Annotated in this window: 13 protein-coding genes; 9 read left to right on the top strand and 4 right to left on the bottom strand. The window is 72.1% G+C overall.

Annotated elements, in window-relative coordinates:
• Positions 1-46: 46 nt before the first annotated feature.
• Positions 47-1,135, bottom strand: coding sequence for an alkene reductase (locus tag AB3X10_RS15405; RefSeq protein WP_369976095.1), 1,089 nt, complete (start codon positions 1,133-1,135; stop codon positions 47-49).
• Positions 1,136-1,423: 288 nt separating this feature from the next.
• Here AB3X10_RS15405 and AB3X10_RS15400 point away from each other — a divergent pair, with 288 nt between their 5' ends.
• Both AB3X10_RS15400 and AB3X10_RS15395 read left to right on the top strand, forming a co-directional pair.
• Positions 1,424-2,704 carry an amidohydrolase family protein gene (locus AB3X10_RS15400; protein ID WP_369976094.1) on the top strand — a complete coding sequence of 427 codons (1,281 nt, stop codon included), beginning with the start codon at positions 1,424-1,426 and terminating at the stop codon, positions 2,702-2,704.
• A 211-nt stretch (positions 2,705-2,915) separates the two neighbouring features.
• The gene (locus tag AB3X10_RS15395) at positions 2,916-4,124 is read left to right on the top strand and encodes an MFS transporter (protein ID WP_369976092.1); all 1,209 of its coding nucleotides are present in this window, start codon (positions 2,916-2,918) and stop codon (positions 4,122-4,124) included.
• Between the two features lie 127 nt (positions 4,125-4,251).
• Here the strand turns inward: AB3X10_RS15395 and AB3X10_RS15390 are convergent, their stop codons facing one another.
• Positions 4,252-5,247, bottom strand: a complete 996-nt coding sequence (locus AB3X10_RS15390) for a tetratricopeptide repeat protein (RefSeq protein WP_369976090.1) — start codon at positions 5,245-5,247, stop codon at positions 4,252-4,254.
• A gap of 573 nt (positions 5,248-5,820) precedes the next feature.
• Between AB3X10_RS15390 and AB3X10_RS15385 the strand changes: the two genes are divergently transcribed.
• The 5 genes from AB3X10_RS15385 (at position 5,821) to AB3X10_RS15365 (ending at position 9,605) form a co-directional block, all read left to right on the top strand.
• Positions 5,821-6,276 carry a PA2169 family four-helix-bundle protein gene (locus AB3X10_RS15385; protein ID WP_369976089.1) on the top strand — a complete coding sequence of 152 codons (456 nt, stop codon included), beginning with the start codon at positions 5,821-5,823 and terminating at the stop codon, positions 6,274-6,276.
• A gap of 224 nt (positions 6,277-6,500) precedes the next feature.
• The gene (gene thpR, locus AB3X10_RS15380) at positions 6,501-7,148 is read left to right on the top strand and encodes an RNA 2',3'-cyclic phosphodiesterase (RefSeq protein ID WP_369976087.1); all 648 of its coding nucleotides are present in this window, start codon (positions 6,501-6,503) and stop codon (positions 7,146-7,148) included.
• Positions 7,145-7,750 carry a hypothetical protein gene (locus tag AB3X10_RS15375; protein ID WP_369976085.1) on the top strand — a complete coding sequence of 202 codons (606 nt, stop codon included), beginning with the start codon at positions 7,145-7,147 and terminating at the stop codon, positions 7,748-7,750. Before thpR ends, AB3X10_RS15375 begins: the two co-directional genes overlap by 4 nt.
• A gap of 69 nt (positions 7,751-7,819) precedes the next feature.
• Positions 7,820-8,014 (top strand): oxidoreductase-like domain-containing protein, encoded by a 195-nt coding sequence (locus AB3X10_RS15370; RefSeq protein ID WP_369976083.1) that lies wholly within the window; start codon positions 7,820-7,822, stop codon positions 8,012-8,014.
• A gap of 169 nt (positions 8,015-8,183) precedes the next feature.
• A complete protein-coding gene (locus AB3X10_RS15365) occupies positions 8,184-9,605 on the top strand; it encodes a virulence factor family protein (RefSeq protein ID WP_369981852.1) in 1,422 nt (473 codons plus the stop codon).
• A gap of 110 nt (positions 9,606-9,715) precedes the next feature.
• Here AB3X10_RS15365 and mprF read toward each other — a convergent pair whose 3' ends face one another.
• Positions 9,716-12,280 (bottom strand): bifunctional lysylphosphatidylglycerol flippase/synthetase MprF, encoded by a 2,565-nt coding sequence (mprF, locus tag AB3X10_RS15360; RefSeq protein WP_369976082.1) that lies wholly within the window; start codon positions 12,278-12,280, stop codon positions 9,716-9,718.
• A 282-nt stretch (positions 12,281-12,562) separates the two neighbouring features.
• Here mprF and AB3X10_RS15355 point away from each other — a divergent pair, with 282 nt between their 5' ends.
• Positions 12,563-13,249: a DUF998 domain-containing protein gene (locus tag AB3X10_RS15355; RefSeq protein WP_369976080.1), complete on the top strand. Its 687-nt coding sequence runs from the start codon at positions 12,563-12,565 to the stop codon at positions 13,247-13,249.
• A complete protein-coding gene (locus AB3X10_RS15350) occupies positions 13,246-13,590 on the top strand; it encodes a RidA family protein (RefSeq protein WP_228318687.1) in 345 nt (114 codons plus the stop codon). The genes AB3X10_RS15355 and AB3X10_RS15350 overlap by 4 nt, the downstream gene beginning before the upstream one ends.
• A gap of 162 nt (positions 13,591-13,752) precedes the next feature.
• Here AB3X10_RS15350 and AB3X10_RS15345 read toward each other — a convergent pair whose 3' ends face one another.
• A complete protein-coding gene (locus tag AB3X10_RS15345; RefSeq protein WP_369976077.1) occupies positions 13,753-14,829 on the bottom strand; it encodes an SAM-dependent methyltransferase in 1,077 nt (358 codons plus the stop codon).
• Positions 14,830-14,839 lie beyond the last annotated feature (10 nt).

Here is a 14,839-nt window from a genome sequence, read left to right as displayed (position 1 = left end):
GGCGGCGGTGGCGGCACGCCTGCCGTGCCGCCATCGCGCAGCGGGTTCAGTCCAGCGTCGGGTAGTCGGTATAGCCCTTGGCGCCGCCGCCGTAGAGCGTGTCCGCATCCAGCGGGTTGAGCGGCGCGTCGCGGCGCAGCCGTTCCACCAGATCCGGGTTGGCGATGAACGGGCGCCCGAACGCCACCGCGTCGGCGCGGCCGCTGGCCACGGCCTGTTCGGCCAGGGCCTTGTCGTAGCCGTTGTTGACCAGCCACGGGCCGCGGAACCTGGCGCGCAGCGCGGCGTAGTCGAAGGCGATGTTGTCGCGCGGGCCGCCGGTGGCGCCCTCGATCACGTGCACGAAGGCCAGGCCCAGCGGATCCAGGCGCTCGACCGCGCGCTCGAACAGCGCCTGCGGCGCGCTGTCGTGCGCGTCGTTGGCCGGGGTCACCGGCGACAGGCGCACGCCGGTGCGCTCGGCGCCGATCTCCTGCGCCACCGCCTGCACCACCTCGAACAGCAGCCGGGTGCGGTTCTCGATGCTGCCGCCGTAGGCGTCGTCGCGGTGATTGCTGCCGTCGCGCAGGAACTGGTCGATCAGGTAGCCGTTGGCCGCATGCACTTCCACGCCGTCGAAACCGGCGGCGATGGCGTTGCGCGCGGCGTGGCGGAAGTCCTCGATCAGCGCCGGAATCTCGTCCAGGCGCAGAGCGCGCGGCGCGGAGACGTCGCTGAAACCCTCGGCGGTGTAGGTCTTGGCGTTGGCGCGCAACGCGCTCGGCGCCACCGGCGCGGCGCCGTCCGGCAGCAGGCTGACGTGGGAGATGCGGCCGACGTGCCACAGCTGCAGCACGATCTTGCCGCCGCGGCGGTGCACTTCGGCGGTGACCGGCTTCCAGGCCGCGACCTGCGCCTCGCTGTAGATCCCGGGCGTGTCCATGTAGCCCTGGCCCATCGGACTGATCTGGGTGGCCTCGGCCACGATCAGCCCGGCGCTGGCGCGCTGGCCGTAGTACTCGGCGGCCAGCGGCGAGGGGATGCGGCCTTCGCCTTCGGCGCGGTTGCGGGTCAGCGGCGCCATCACGATGCGGTTGGCCAGTTCGATCGCGCCCAGGCGCAGCGGCGTGAACAGGGGGGAAGCGGTAGCGGTCATCGGCAGGGGTCTCGCTCGAGGAAATGGGGGCATGGACGGCGCAGCGCCGGCGGCGCGGCACGTCCGCTCCGAAGACATGGGGACGGCGCGCCCGGTTTCGCGCGATCGCGATGGGACAGTGCGTTGCTGGCCGCCGGCTCGCCAGCGCCGGCGCGATCGTGCTTGAGCCGGCGCGCCGCGCCCGGCCGCGGGCTGACGCTTGTCATGCGCGATGCATGACGCCTCGCCGATGGCGGCCACGTCGCGGCCACCTAGACTTTGCGCCAGTCCCCAACCCGGTATCGGCCGATGCGCGCTCGCGTCCTTCTGCTCCTGCTGCTGGCCCTGGCCGCGCCGCTGTCGCACGCTCGCGAGCTGGCCATCGTCGGCGCCACGGTGATCGCCTCGCCGCAGGCGCCGCCGCTGCACGACGCGGTGGTGCTGGTGCGCGATGGCCGCATCGTGCAGGTCGGCGCGCGCGCTGCGGTCGCGCTGCCGGCACGGGTGCAGCGCATCGATGGCCGCGGCAGCACCGTGCTCGCCGGCTTCTGGAACAGCCACGTGCATCTGCTGGCGCCGCCGTTGCTGGACGCGGCGCGGGCGCCGGCACCCGCGGCACAGGCGCAGCTGCGCGAGCAGCTGACGCGCTGGGGCTTCACCAGCGTGTTCGAGCTGGCCGGTGTGCCCGGCAACACCCTGGCCTGGCGCCGCCGCATCGAGGCCGGCGAACTGCTCGGGCCGCTGCTGCTGACCGTGGATGCGCCGTTCTATCCCGAACACGGCACGCCGATCTACGTGCGCGAGTTCCTCGCCGCGCAGCGCGTGGCCAGCGCCGAAGTGGCCGAGCCGCAGGCCGCCCGCGCGCGTGCGCAGGCGCAGCTGCAGGCCGGCGCCGATGGCAGCAAGCTGTTCACCGGCGCCATCGTCGGCGGCGCCGAGGGCGTGCGGCCGATGCCGGCGCCGATCGCCGCCGCGGTGGCGGCCGCCACCCACGCGGCCGGCAAGCCGGTGTTCGCCCATCCCAGCGACCTGCGCGGCATCGAGATCGCGCTGGCCGCGGGCGTGGACGTGCTGGCCCACGCCACGCCGGCGGCCGGCGCGTGGCCGCAAGGACTGGCGCAGCGCCTGGTCGAACGCAACGTGGCGCTGGTGCCGACGCTGGCGTTGTTCGAGCTGGAACTGCGCCGCGAGAACGCGCCGGACGCGGTGGTCGAGCGCTTCGCCGCCGCGGCGCGGCAGCAGGTGCAGGCGCTGCGCGCGGCCGGCGGCACGCTGCTGTTCGGCACCGACGTCGGCTTCATCGACGAGGCCGATACGCGGCGCGAGCTGCGCCTGCTCGGCGCGGCCGGGGTCGACAGCCGCGCCGTGCTGGCGATGCTGACCACCGCGCCGGCGCAGCGCTTCGGCTATGCGCAGCGCAAGGGGCGCATCGCGCCAGGCTACGACGCCGACCTGGTGCTGGTGCGCGGCGATCCGCTGCGCGATCCGCTGGCCTACGCCGACGTCGCCATGACGATACGCGGCGGGGAGGTGCTCTACCGCGCGCCAACGCCATCGCCGGTGACCGAGCCGCCTGTGGCGATGGAGTGAGCCGGCCATGACGCCCAGGCCCTCGCCGCAGCGAGGCGGGAGAGGGGCGCGCCGCAAGGCTGGGCGTGGGTCGGTGGCGTCACGCTGAAGCCGTACAGCTGCACGTTTGGCGCCGCGCGGGCACGATGCAACGCGGTGTTGCACGCGCATGGGTGCCGTTGCATGTTGCAATGCACAATAATAGGCGGCCCTCTTCGATCAGGCCCCGGGCATGTCCATTCCCGCCACTCCTCCGACGCCGCTGTCGCGCCGCGGCTACGTGCTGATCCTGTTCGCGCTGGCGATGGGCGGTTTCGCGATCGGCACCAGCGAGTTCTCCACGATGGGGTTGATGCCCTACATCGCGCGCGGCCTGGCGATCGACGAACCGCAGGTCGGGCACCTGATCAGCGCCTATGCGCTGGGCGTGGTGGTCGGCGCGCCGCTGCTGGCGATCGTCGGCGCGCGCTGGCCGCGGCGCACGCTGCTGCTGGCGCTGATGGGGTTCTACGCGGTCGGCAACCTGGCCAGCGCGCTGGCGCCGGATTACCGCAGCATGCTGCTGGTGCGCTTCATCGCCGGCTTGCCGCATGGCGCCTACTTCGGCGTGGCCACCCTGGTCGCCGCCTCGATCAGCCGCCCCGACCAGCGCGGCGCGGCGGTGAGCCGGGTGCTGCTCGGGCTCAACCTGGCGGTGCTGGTCGGCAATCCGCTGGCGACCTGGCTGGGGCAGGTGGCGCAATGGCGCTACGCCTATGCGCTGGTGGCGGCGATCGCGGTGCTGACCGTGGTGCTGGTGCTGCGGCTGCTGCCGTCCGACCCGCACGAGCCGCGGCAGCAGCCGCTGCGCGAGCTGCGCGCGTTCAACCGTGCCCAGGTGTGGCTGGCGCTGGGCATCGGCTCGGTCGGTTTCGCCGGCATGTTCTGCGTGTTCAGCTACATGGCGCCGACCCTGACCCAGGTCACCGGCGTCTCCGAGCGCTGGATCCCGGTGGCGATGGGCGCGTTCGGCTTTGGCGGCCTGCTCGGCAATCTCGCCGGCGGCTGGCTGTTCGACCGGCTGCAGTTCCGCGCCGTGCCGCTGGTGCTGCTGTGGTCGATGGCGGTGCTGCTGGCGTGGCCGCTGGCCGCGCAGTCGCCGTGGGCGGTGCTGCCGGCGGTGGTCGCGGTCGGCAGCATGGGCGCGCTGGCGCCGGTGCTGCAGACCCGGTTGATGGACGTGGCCAGCGAGGCGCAGACCCTGGCCGCCGCGTCCAACCATGCCGCGTTCAACCTGGCCAATGCGCTTGGGCCGTGGATGGGCGGGATCGCGATCAGCGCCGGACTGGGCTGGACCTCGACCGGCTACGTCGGCGCCGCGGCGGCGCTGGGCGGGCTGCTGGTGTACCTGTGGGCGCGCCACGACGCGCGCCGCACGCGGCGCCTGGCGGAAGCCTGTTGAGCCGAGCGGCCTGGGGCCTGGCGCGATCGCGCCAGGCGGGTGGGGCGGCGCGCTGTCGTAGGTGTGGCTGCGTGGATGCGCAACGCCGGCGCCACGCGCGCGCCCCGATCGGCTCGCCCGCCGCGGCTCAGCGCTGCGCCTGGGTGTTGTGCGTCAACCGCCGCAACGCCTCCAGCTTGGCCTGGTAGCGCGGCTGCGCGGTCTTGTCGGCGTGCTCCACGGCTTGCTGCAACGCCCAGTTGGCGCGGCGCGGATCGCCATTGAGCAGATAGGCGCGGGCCAGGGCGAAATACAGCAGGTGCGCGTTGTCGTACAGGCGCAGCGCATGCCGGTAGTAGCCGATCGCCGCGGCATAGTCCTGGCGCCGTTCCGCCTCGTTGCCGAGCAGGTACTGGTGGAACGGGTCGGTCAGCTGCACCCGTTGCAGCCGTGCCAGCATCGCCGCTTCGCGCCGGCTGTCGCCCAGGTGCCGGTACAGGATGGCGGCGTTGGACAGCGCGGACACGTGGCCGGGATCGATCGACAGCGCGGTCGCATAGTTGTTCGCGGCAGTCTGCGGATCGCCCTGGCGCAGCGCCAGCACGCCGAGGTTGTTCCAGGCGGCGGCGAAGTCGCGGTCCATCCGCAGCGCCATCTGCATGTGCTGCTGCGCGGCGGGCAGGTCGCCGTTGGCCATCAGCTCGGCGCCGCGGTTGTTGTAGTAGTGCGCCAGTGCGCGGCGGTCGGAAATCGGCTGCGGGCCGCGCCGGTCCATCAGCACGCTGCGGTCCAGGTCCACGCTGCGGCGACTGCCGTCGATGCGCACGAGGACGTTGACGTGGCCGGCGTTGTACAGCGCGTTGCCGTCCTCGTACCAGCTCAGCACGCGGCCCACTTCCTGCACCTGCGCGTCCACCCCGGCGTCGCGCGCCAGGGCCACGAACAGCAGGGTGAAGGACAGGCAGTTGACGCGCCGCGTGGCATAGCTCTCGGCAACGCTGTTGGTGGCCTTGGCGTCGTACTGCAGATCCAGGCCGTCCACGTCGAAGGCCAGCCGCACCAACTGCTGCAGGCGTTGCTCGGGCGAACTGTGGCGGTCGATGCGCTGCTGCACCAGCGCATGCAGCGCGGGCGGGACGCGCATGATCTCTTCGGGGACGAGGGGCGCAGATGGAGCGGGCGGCGACGGCGGTGCGGGCGGCGGCGCGATCGCCGTCGCGGCGACCAGGGCGAATGCGGTCCAGCCGAACATGGCGCACCTCGTGGGGAATCCCGGATGGGAGGGTCTTTCGGCAAATATAGCCCTTTGCCGGCGCGGCGCACGTGCCAGGGAATGCAGCGATCGCGGCCGCGACCGAGGCCGTGCCTGGCGGCCGGCCGGCGCCGCGTATTCATCCACAGCGATTGTGGATGAGTGCAGGACAAGCATGTGGATAACTCTGCCGCAGCGCGCCGTGCCGGGGCGCATGCACGCCCTGGCGAAAATATCGCCAGGGAGCCGGCACTCCGGCCATGAATGCCCGTTCATGCCTGCCAGCGTCGCGTGAGGACGCGGCCGTTTCGGCTCACGTGCAATTTATGCCCTGGCGTCCAGCATCCCTCCCACGACGCAACGCGGCAAGACTCTTCATCCCGCGGCCGAGCGACATCCAGGGAACACGACCCGACGTGCCCGTTGCGCGATGTTCGCCGGCCCACTGCAGAAGGAGTTCCATCCATGAGCATTCAGAGCAAGACCACCCACAGCCTCAACGACCTCATCGCCATTTCCCGCGACGGCAAGCAGTTCTACGAAGAAGCGGCGCAGAAGGTCGGCGATGCGGAACTGTCGGCGCTGTTCCTGCGCATCGCCGGGGTCAAGTCGGACATCGTCAGCAGCCTGAGCGCCACGGTCCAGGCGGTCGGCGGCAAGCCCGACGAACACGGCACCATGGTCGGCAGCATGCAGCAGATGTACGGCAAGGTGCGTGCCGCGCTGGGCGACACCAAGTACGGCTACGTGGCCGAGCTGGAAGAGTCCGAGGATCGCCTGCTCAAGGCCTTCAACGACACCATCGCCGACAGCGACACCCCGGTCGCCGCGCGCGACGCCGCCACCAAGCTGCTGCCGGAAGTGCGCGCCTGCCACGACGTGATGCGCAACCGCAAGCACGCGATGAAGAACGCGGCCTGAGCCGCAGGCCGGGCGCACGTCCGGCCGTCATCGCTGTCCCGGCACGCTGCGGTCCTGATCGGCTGCAGCGTGCGCGGGCTGCACAGACGCAAAGGCTGACCGGATCCATCCGGCCAGCCTTTTTGCGTTGCAAGGGCGCGCGAACGCCGCGCGCCGGCCGCGCTGCGCTTGCTACCATGGCCGCCTGTTCCGTTGCCGGATCGCTCGCGGCATTGCGCCGCCCCATGCCGATGGCCCACGACGCTTCCCCCGCAGACGCGCAATTCTCGCTCGGCTTCGCCGCGCCGGCGCCGCGCGAGAGCCTGTTCTTCGCCGTGCTGCCGGATCCGGCCACCGCGCAGCGCGCGTTCGCCCTGGGCGAGCGCCTGCGGACTGCGCATGGCCTGCGCGGGCGCGCATTGCCGCCCGAACGGCTGCACCTGACCCTGCACTACCTCGGCGAGTACGCCGGCATCCCGCCGCGCCTGCTGCAGCAGGCGCATGCCGCCGGGCAGGCGCTGGCGGCGGCGCCGTTCGAGCTGTGCTTCGATCGCGTGCTCAGTTTCGGCGGCCGCAGCCGCGCGCGACCGCTGGTGTTGCAGGGCGACGGCGAACCGGCCGCGCTGCGCCGGCTGCGCGAGACGCTGCAGCGGCAACTGGCCCGCCAGGGCGTGGCCACGCGCGCCGAGGCGGCCTATGTGCCGCACATCACCCTGGCCTACGACGACTGCGCGCTGCCGCTGCAGGCGGTGCCGGAACTGCGCTGGACCGTCGCGACGCTGAGCCTGATCCGCAGCGTGCAGGGGCAGGGGCGCTATCTGCACGAAGCGAGCTGGCCGCTGTCGGCGGATGCCGACGCGCCTGCGCACGCCGGTGGCGAGGCGGGCCGATGAGCGAACCGGCACCGCCGCTGATCCTGCCCGAGGCGCAATGGACGCAGCTGCAGGAAGCGTATGCCACGCCGCCGCGCGCCTACCACCACTTCGGCCACGTGCAGGCGGTGCTGGGGCACTATGCCGAGGTCGCCGCCGCGCTGGGCTGGCGGCAGCCGCGCGAGGTCTACCTGGCCGTGCTCTACCACGACGCGGTGTACCAGGCCGGGCGCGGCGACAACGAGGCGCAGTCGGCACGCCTGGCGCAGGCGGCGATCGCGCGATGGCTGCCCGATGCCGGGCTGGACGCGGCGCGCGTGGCCGCGCTGATCGATCTGACCGCGCGCCACGGGCAACTGTCCGCCGCCGCGGTGGATGCCGAGGCGGCGCTGTTCCTGGATTGCGACATGGCCATCCTTGGCGCCGATCCTGCCGCGTTCGCCGCCTACGATCGCGCCATCGCCGAGGAGTACCGCGGCGTGGTGCCGGGCTGGCTGTACCGGCGCAAGCGCCGTGCGTTCCTGAAGACGGTGCTGGCGCAGCCGCGCATCTTCCTCAGCGACTGGTTCCATGCGCGCTACGACGCGGCGGCGCGCGCCAACCTGCGCCAGGCGATCGGCTGAGCCGACGCCGGCGCGTTCTACAATGCGCACCTGTGCACGCGCCTGGCGTGCCGCCCGCCTTGCACCGTGATGCCCGATCCCGATCCCGATCCCGCCAGCGCCGATCCGCGCCCGCAGCCGCCGCAACCGCCCCTGCCGAGCGATTGCTGCGACAGCGGCTGCCCGCTGTGCGTGCACGACCTGTACGCCGAGGACGTGGCGCGCTATCGGCAGGCGCTGGCGGCGTGGCGCCTGCGCCATCCCGAGGCCGACCCGGGCGCGTGAGCGGCGGCCGCGCGCTGCCGTACCGCCGCCGCAGCGGCCAGACCGCGGCCTGGCCCTAAGCTACCTCGCATGAACCGGCGCCTGCGCCGCGCTTCGCGCCGCCGCCGTTCGGGATTATCTTTACACGCCTTTTCAGGATTGCCGGATGATGCGAATGCGTGGCGGATGGATGTGGGGATGTGCGCTGGCCGGACTGGTCGGATCGGCTGCCGCCCTGGCGGCGCCGGCCGCGACGACGCCTGCAGCGCCCGCGGCGGCAGCGCCGGCGGTCCCGGAAAAACTCAGCCACGGCCGCTTCGAGCAGGTGCCGGTGCTGCTGCCGCACGGCGAGGCGCAGCGCGTGGTGTTGTGGTTCGCCGGCGGCAAGCACGGCGAGGCCGCGCGGATGCGCCAGATCGAGGCGCTGCGCGACGACGGCGCCATGGTGGTGGTGATCGACAGCGCGCACCTGCAGGCGGTGCTGGCCAAGATCCCCGGCACCTGCGGTTTCTCCGCCGGCGACGTGGAGAACTTCTCGCGCTACGTGCAGGCCTACTACCACGTGCCGACCTACCGCCTGCCGCTGCTGGTCGGCGATGGCGACGGCGCCGCGCTGGCCTATGCGGTCGCGGCGCAGGCGCCCAAGCACCTGCTGGCCGGTCTGGTCACCGAGGATTTCTGCCCGGTGCAGGTGCTGGACGACCAGATCTGCGGCGCCGGCATCACCGCGCCGGCGCGCGCGCTGCAGCCGGCATCGCTGCCGCTGCCGTGGCTGGCGGCGGTGGATGCGCCGGGCAAGGACCGCTGCACCCAGCAGAGCGATGCGTTCCTGCAGAAGGTGGCGCAGGCGCGGCAGTTCCGCCGCAGCGCCAGTGGCGACGCCTTGCCCGGGCTGCGCGCGGCGGTGCGCTCGCTGGGCGCGCAGCGCGGGGTCAGCCTGCCGCCGACGCCGGTCGATCTGGCCGGGCTGCCCGTGGTCGAGGTGCCTGCAGTCGATGCGCCGGCCGCCGCCGGCGCCGCGGCCACCGGCAACGACAACGACAACGACAAAGTGTTCGCGATCTTCGTGTCCGGCGACGGCGGCTGGGCCGGGCTCGACCAGCAGGTCGCCGGCGCGCTGGCCCAGGCCGGCATCCCGGTGGTCGGCGTGGATTCGCTGCGCTACTTCTGGAGCGAGCGCACCCCGCAGGGCTTCGCCACCGACCTGGACCGGATCTACCGCCACTACAGCCGCCTGTGGCAGCGCGAGCGGGTGGTGCTGATCGGCTTCTCGCAGGGCGCCGACGTGCTGCCGGCGGCCTACAACCAGCTGCCGCCGCCGATGCGCGCGCAGGTGCAGGCCACCGCGCTGCTGTCGCTGGGCAAGACCGCCGATTACGAATTCCACGTCTCCAACTGGATCAGTTCCGGCGACGACGGCCTGCCGATCGCCCCGGAAGTGGCGAAGATGCCGGGCGCGCAGACCCTGTGCATCTACGGCGAGGACGACGACGACGCGCTGTGCCCGGACCTGCCGCACGGCGCCGCGCAGCTGGTCAAGCTGCCCGGCGACCATCACTTCAAGGGCGACTACGCGGAACTGGCCAAGCAGATCCTGCAGCGCATTGATTGAAGGCCGGGATTCGGGATTGGGGATTGGGGATTCGCAAGAGCGCGTTCCACTTGCCCCAATCCCGGCGTTCCATCAGCCGACTGCTGGTCATCCCGAATCCCGAATCCCGGCTACTCGGGCTTCCTGGGATCCAGCGAAATCAAGCGCGTCACGTCCAGCAGCGCCGCCGGCAGGTGCATGCCGCCGGGCGCGGCCAGGTAGCGGGTGCGCCAGGCCGGGGCGAACTTGGACTTGAAGCGGCGCAGGCCGGTGAAGCCGTAGAAGCGCTCGCCGTGGCGCACGATCAGGTTGCCGAAGCGGTTCCAGCGCCCGGCCAGGCGGTGCTGGGCCAGGCCCGACAGCGGCGCCATGCCCAGCGAGAAGCGCTTGTAGCCCTGCGCGCGGCCCCACAGGAACAGCTCGATGAACAGGAAATCCATGGTGCCCTTCGGCGCATCGGCGACGTGCCGCATCAGGTCCACCGACAGTTCGTGTCCGGCCGGCGCCTGCCACAGGTTGGCGAAGGCCACGACCTTGCCGTCGGCCTCGACCACCGCGACCGGGAAGCGGCGCAGGTAGGCCGGGTCGAAGCTGCCCAGCGAGAAGCCCTTCTCCTCGCCGGCCTTCTCCTCCAGCCACTGCTGCGAGACGTCGGCCAGCACCGGCATCAGCGCGTCGATCTCTTCCAGCGGCACGATGCGGAAGCTCAGCCCGCTGCGCTTGCCGCGGTTCCAGGCCTGGCGCAGGTCGGCGCGGTCGCGGCCTTCCAGGTGGAAGTCCTCCAGCGACACCATCGCTTCCTCGCCGAGCTTGACCAGGGTCAGGCCCAGGTCGAGATAGGTCTGCCAGTGCTGCTCGCCGACCTGGTAGAACACTGGGCGCAGGCCCATGCGGTCGGCTTCCTCGCGGAAGCGCCAGATCAGCGCGCGCGCCACCTCCGGCGCTCCCACCGGATCGCCCATCGCCACCAGCGAGCCGCCGTAGCGCTGCATCATCACGAAGCCCTGGCCGTCCTCGGCGTGCAGCAGGGCCTTGTCGCCGGTCAGCACCAGGCAGGCCTGGGTGTCGGTGGCCGCGGCCAGCACCGGCGCCAGCGCGTCCAGCTGCGCATGGTCGGCCGCCGGCAGCGGCGAGCGCGTGCTGTGCAGCAGCCGCGCCAGCCCGAACACCACCACCGCCACGCTGACCAGCAGCACCGCGCGCAGCGCCCGCGGCGCGTTGGCCGAGGTCGCGAACTGCCACCACAGCTCGTTCTGGTATTCGACGTGGCTGTAGACGAAGAACAGCAGCCACACCGTGGCGATCAGCACCAGGCCCAGGTTGCGCAGCCACGGCCACGACCAGGCCTCGTCGAGCAGCGCGCCCTGGCGGTAGAACTCGCGGCGCGCGCCCCACAGCCCGGCCGCCACCACCAGCGAGGACAGCGCCACCGAGGCGTGGCCGCCGCGCAGCCAGGCCGGCAGCGGCAACAGCACGCAGATGCCGATCGCCAGCACCCAGGCCGCATGGCTGCGCCGCTGCAGGCCCTGGCCGATCAGCAGCAGCACCACGCCGCCGAGGCTGGCCAGCAGGTGAGAGGTCTCCACGATCGACAGTGGCGCCATGCCCAGGCGCCGCTTCGGCGTCGGCAGGGTGCCGTCGATGACCAGCGCCGCGCCGACCGCGAACACCGCCATCGCGATGATCTGCGGCAGCCACGGGCGCAGCGTGCCCCAGGCCACGCGCACCCCGCCGGCGCTGGCCGCCAGCGGCCGGCGCAGGCCGGAGGCCGCGGCCATCAGCACCGACAGCAGCAGCGGCACCACGTAGTAGGTGATGCGGTAGATCAGCGCCGCGGCCAGCACCGCCGCCGGGGCCACGCCGGGCAGCAGCTTGAGCAGGCTCCATTCGAACACGCCCAGCCCGGCCGGCACGGTCGACATCAGCCCGGCCACCACCGCGACCAGGTACAGGCCGACGAAGCCGACGAACTCGATGCCCGACTCGTTCGGCAACAGCACGTAGAACGCGGCGCTGGCCAGGCCCAGTTCGACCACGCTCAACGCGGTCACGCCGAGCGTGGTGCGCCGGTCCGGCAGCCACAGTTCGTGAGTGCGCCAGCGCAGGGTGCGGCCCTCGCGCCCGGCCAGCAGCAGCATCAGGCCGAAGCCGGCCAGCAGCGCGATGCCGATCGCGCGCACCGCCGGCGCGGCGATCGGCAGCGCCAGCGCGGCCGAGGCCGGTTCCAGCGTCAGCGCCAGCGCCAGCAGCAGCCAGGCGCCGAACACGAAGCCGAGCGTGCTCATCAGTACCACCTGGCCGATCTCGGCCAGGCTCAGCCCGACCCGGCCGTAGCCGCGCAGGCGCACCGCGCCGCCGGTGAGCGCGGCGAAGCCCAGGGTCTGGCCGACCGCATGCGCCAGGAACGCGGTGACGCCGATCCGCATCGGATGCAGCTTGCGCCCGCTGCGGTGCAGGCCGACCGCGTCGAAGCCGATCAGGCAGGCGTAGCTGCTCAGCCCCAGCAACAGGGTCAGCGCGATCTGGCCGACGCTGAGCTGGTTGAAGGCGTGGCGGATCGCGGCGTAGCCATGGGTGCTGAACTCGGTGGCCAGCGCGCGCAGCGCCAGCGCCAGGATCACCAGGCTGAACAGCACCGGCAGCGCGCGGCGCCAGCCAGCGGAGGAGGGGACAGCGGGAGGTGCGACGTCGGTCATTGCAGGGGAGCGTAAGCGAAGAAGAGAGGGGGCGGCGTGCATGCGCCGGCGGCGGCGCGCAGGCCTGCGGCAGTGGCGGTGCGGGCCATCGCGGTGGCGTGCCTGCAAGCGGAAAAGGGCTGGTCCATCGCGATACCGGGTGGCCTGGGGGCTGTACCGGCGGCACCGGCGACGCGCATCATAGTGGAATCGCACGTCGGCACCGCGTCGGTGTGCGCGGAGGATGCAGGCGCGCGCACGCGTCGCGCATCGCGTTCCCCGCTACGACCCGGAGCCGATCCCATGCCGCCGCCCCTGGCCCCCGCACCCGCGCCGCCGCGTTGGCCGCGCGCCGCCGGCGCCCTCGCCGTGTTGCTGTGCCTGTTGTTCCTCGGCGTGGCGCTGGCGCTGCAGCTGCTGCGCACGGACCTGCACTGGCAGCAGGCGACGCTGAGCCTGTACCTGCATGGCCCGGGCGGGCTGCTGTTGCGCATTGTCTACGTACTGCTGGCAGCGAGCATCGTCGCGCTGGCCGCCGGCCTGTATGCGCAGGCGCCGCCGCGGGCACGCAGCGGCGCGCCGCTGCTGCTGTTCGCGGTCGCCGCGCTGGGCCTGTGCGGGGTGGCGATCGGCGACAGCTACCTGCCGCAGCGCGCACCGTTGCTGGCGCCGTTGTTGCACGGGCTGTTCGCGCAGACCGCGTTCCTGTGCGCGACCAGCGCGATGTTGCTGCAGAGCGCCTGGTTGCGCCGGCAAGCGCCATGGCAGGGCCATGCCGGCACGCTGTCGGCCCTGGCGGTGGCGGCGTTCGTGGCGCTGTGGGTGCACGTGCTGTGGCGCGCGCCGCCGCGCGGGCTGACCCAGAAGCTGGCGATCGTGCTGATCCTGGCCTGGCTGTTGCTGGTCGCGTACCGGCTGTGGCGCCCTGCAGGCTGGGCGCAATCGCGCGACAATGGCCGGGTTTCCCTTCTTCAGGACAGCGCCTCATGATCCAGCGATTCGATACCGGCCCGCGTATGTCGGAAATGACCGTGCACAACGGCGTGGCCTACCTGGCCGGGCAGATCGCCGACGACGCCAGCGCCGACATCGCCGGCCAGACCCGCCAGGTCCTGGCGGCGATCGACGAACTGCTGGCGCGCGCCGCCAGCGACAAGAGCAAGGTCCTGCGCGCGGAGATCTACATGACCGACCTGGCCGAGTTCGCGGAGATGAACAAGGTCTGGGAGACCTGGGTGTGCCCGGGCAGCACCCCGGCGCGCGCCACCGTGCAGGCCAAGCTGGCCAACCCGGACTGGAAGATCGAGATCGTCATCACCGCTGCCGTGTGAGTGGAGAGCCGGGATTGGGGATTGGGGATTGGGGATTCGATCTCCACTTCCGGCTGCGTGACCATTGGATCGGTCCAAGGGCCGATCCGCATCACGTCGCGCTTCAGAGCACACAGCCTCGCCTTTGCGAATCCCCAATCCCGACTCCCGAATCCCGGCGCTTCAGCGCCTGACGAACCGGTAATGCGCCACGCCCCACTGCTGGCCCTGCTCGTAGCCGAACAGCTCGGCGCAGGCCATCCAGAACATGCGCCAGCGCTGCCACCAGATCTTCGCGTCGCTGCCGTAGGTGGCCTGCAGCACCGGCATCAGCTCGGCGCGGTGCCGGTCCTGGTTGCGCAGCCAGGCGTTGGCGGTCTTTTCGTAATGCTCGCCGGACAGCAGCCAGCGCCGCTCCAGCGCCAGGTCGTCCTGGAACTGCAGCAAGGTGTCGGCGGCCGGCATCAGTCCGCCGGTGAAGAAATGCCGGCCCATCCAGTTGTCCTCGCCCTGCACCTCGAACGGGTAGGCCAGGTCGCGGTGGCAGAAGATGTGCACGAACAGCTTGCCGCCCGGCACCAGCCAATGGCCGATCCGCGCCAGCAGCTCGCGGTAGTTGCGCATGTGCTCGAACATCTCGATCGACACCACGCGGTCGTAGCTGGCGGTGGGCAGGATCAGGGTGTTGGCGTCGTGGGTGACGACCTTGACGTTGTCCAGCCCGCGCGCGCGGCACTGCGCCTCGATGTGTTCGCGCTGCGGCCGCGAATTGGACACCGCGGTGATGCGCGCGCCGGGGTAGTGCTCGGCCATCCACAGGGTCAGCGAGCCCCAGCCGCAGCCCAGTTCGAGGATGCGCTGGCGGTCGCGCAGCTGCGCGCGTTCGGCGTACAGGTGCAGCATGCGTTCCTCGGCCGCGTCCAGGTCGGCGATGCCGGCGTCCCAGTAGCAGCTGCTGTACTTCAGGCGCTTGCCCAGGCACAGCTCGAAGAAGCGCGGCGGCAGTTCGTAGTGCTGGCGGTTGGCCGCCTCGGTCTCGATCGCGATGGCGCTGCTGCGCAATGCCTCGACGAATGCGCGCTGGCGCTCCCAGGCGGCGTCGGCGCCGCCGCTGCGTTCGTCGCGCAGGCGTTGCGCGCACAGCCGGCGCATCGCGCCGCGCAGCAGCGCATCGGGCAGCAGGCCGGATTCGGCCACGCGCGTGGCCAGCGGTTCGGCGGGCAGTGTGGGCGCAGGCGTGGTGGCGAGGGTGCTGGACATCGGCGGTTCT

The organism is Xanthomonas sp. DAR 80977, assembly GCF_041240605.1.
GTDB lineage: Bacteria > Pseudomonadota > Gammaproteobacteria > Xanthomonadales > Xanthomonadaceae > Xanthomonas_A > Xanthomonas_A bundabergensis.
Note: the sequence above shows the minus strand (reverse complement) of the source record. Positions and strands in the feature narration are given on the sequence as shown.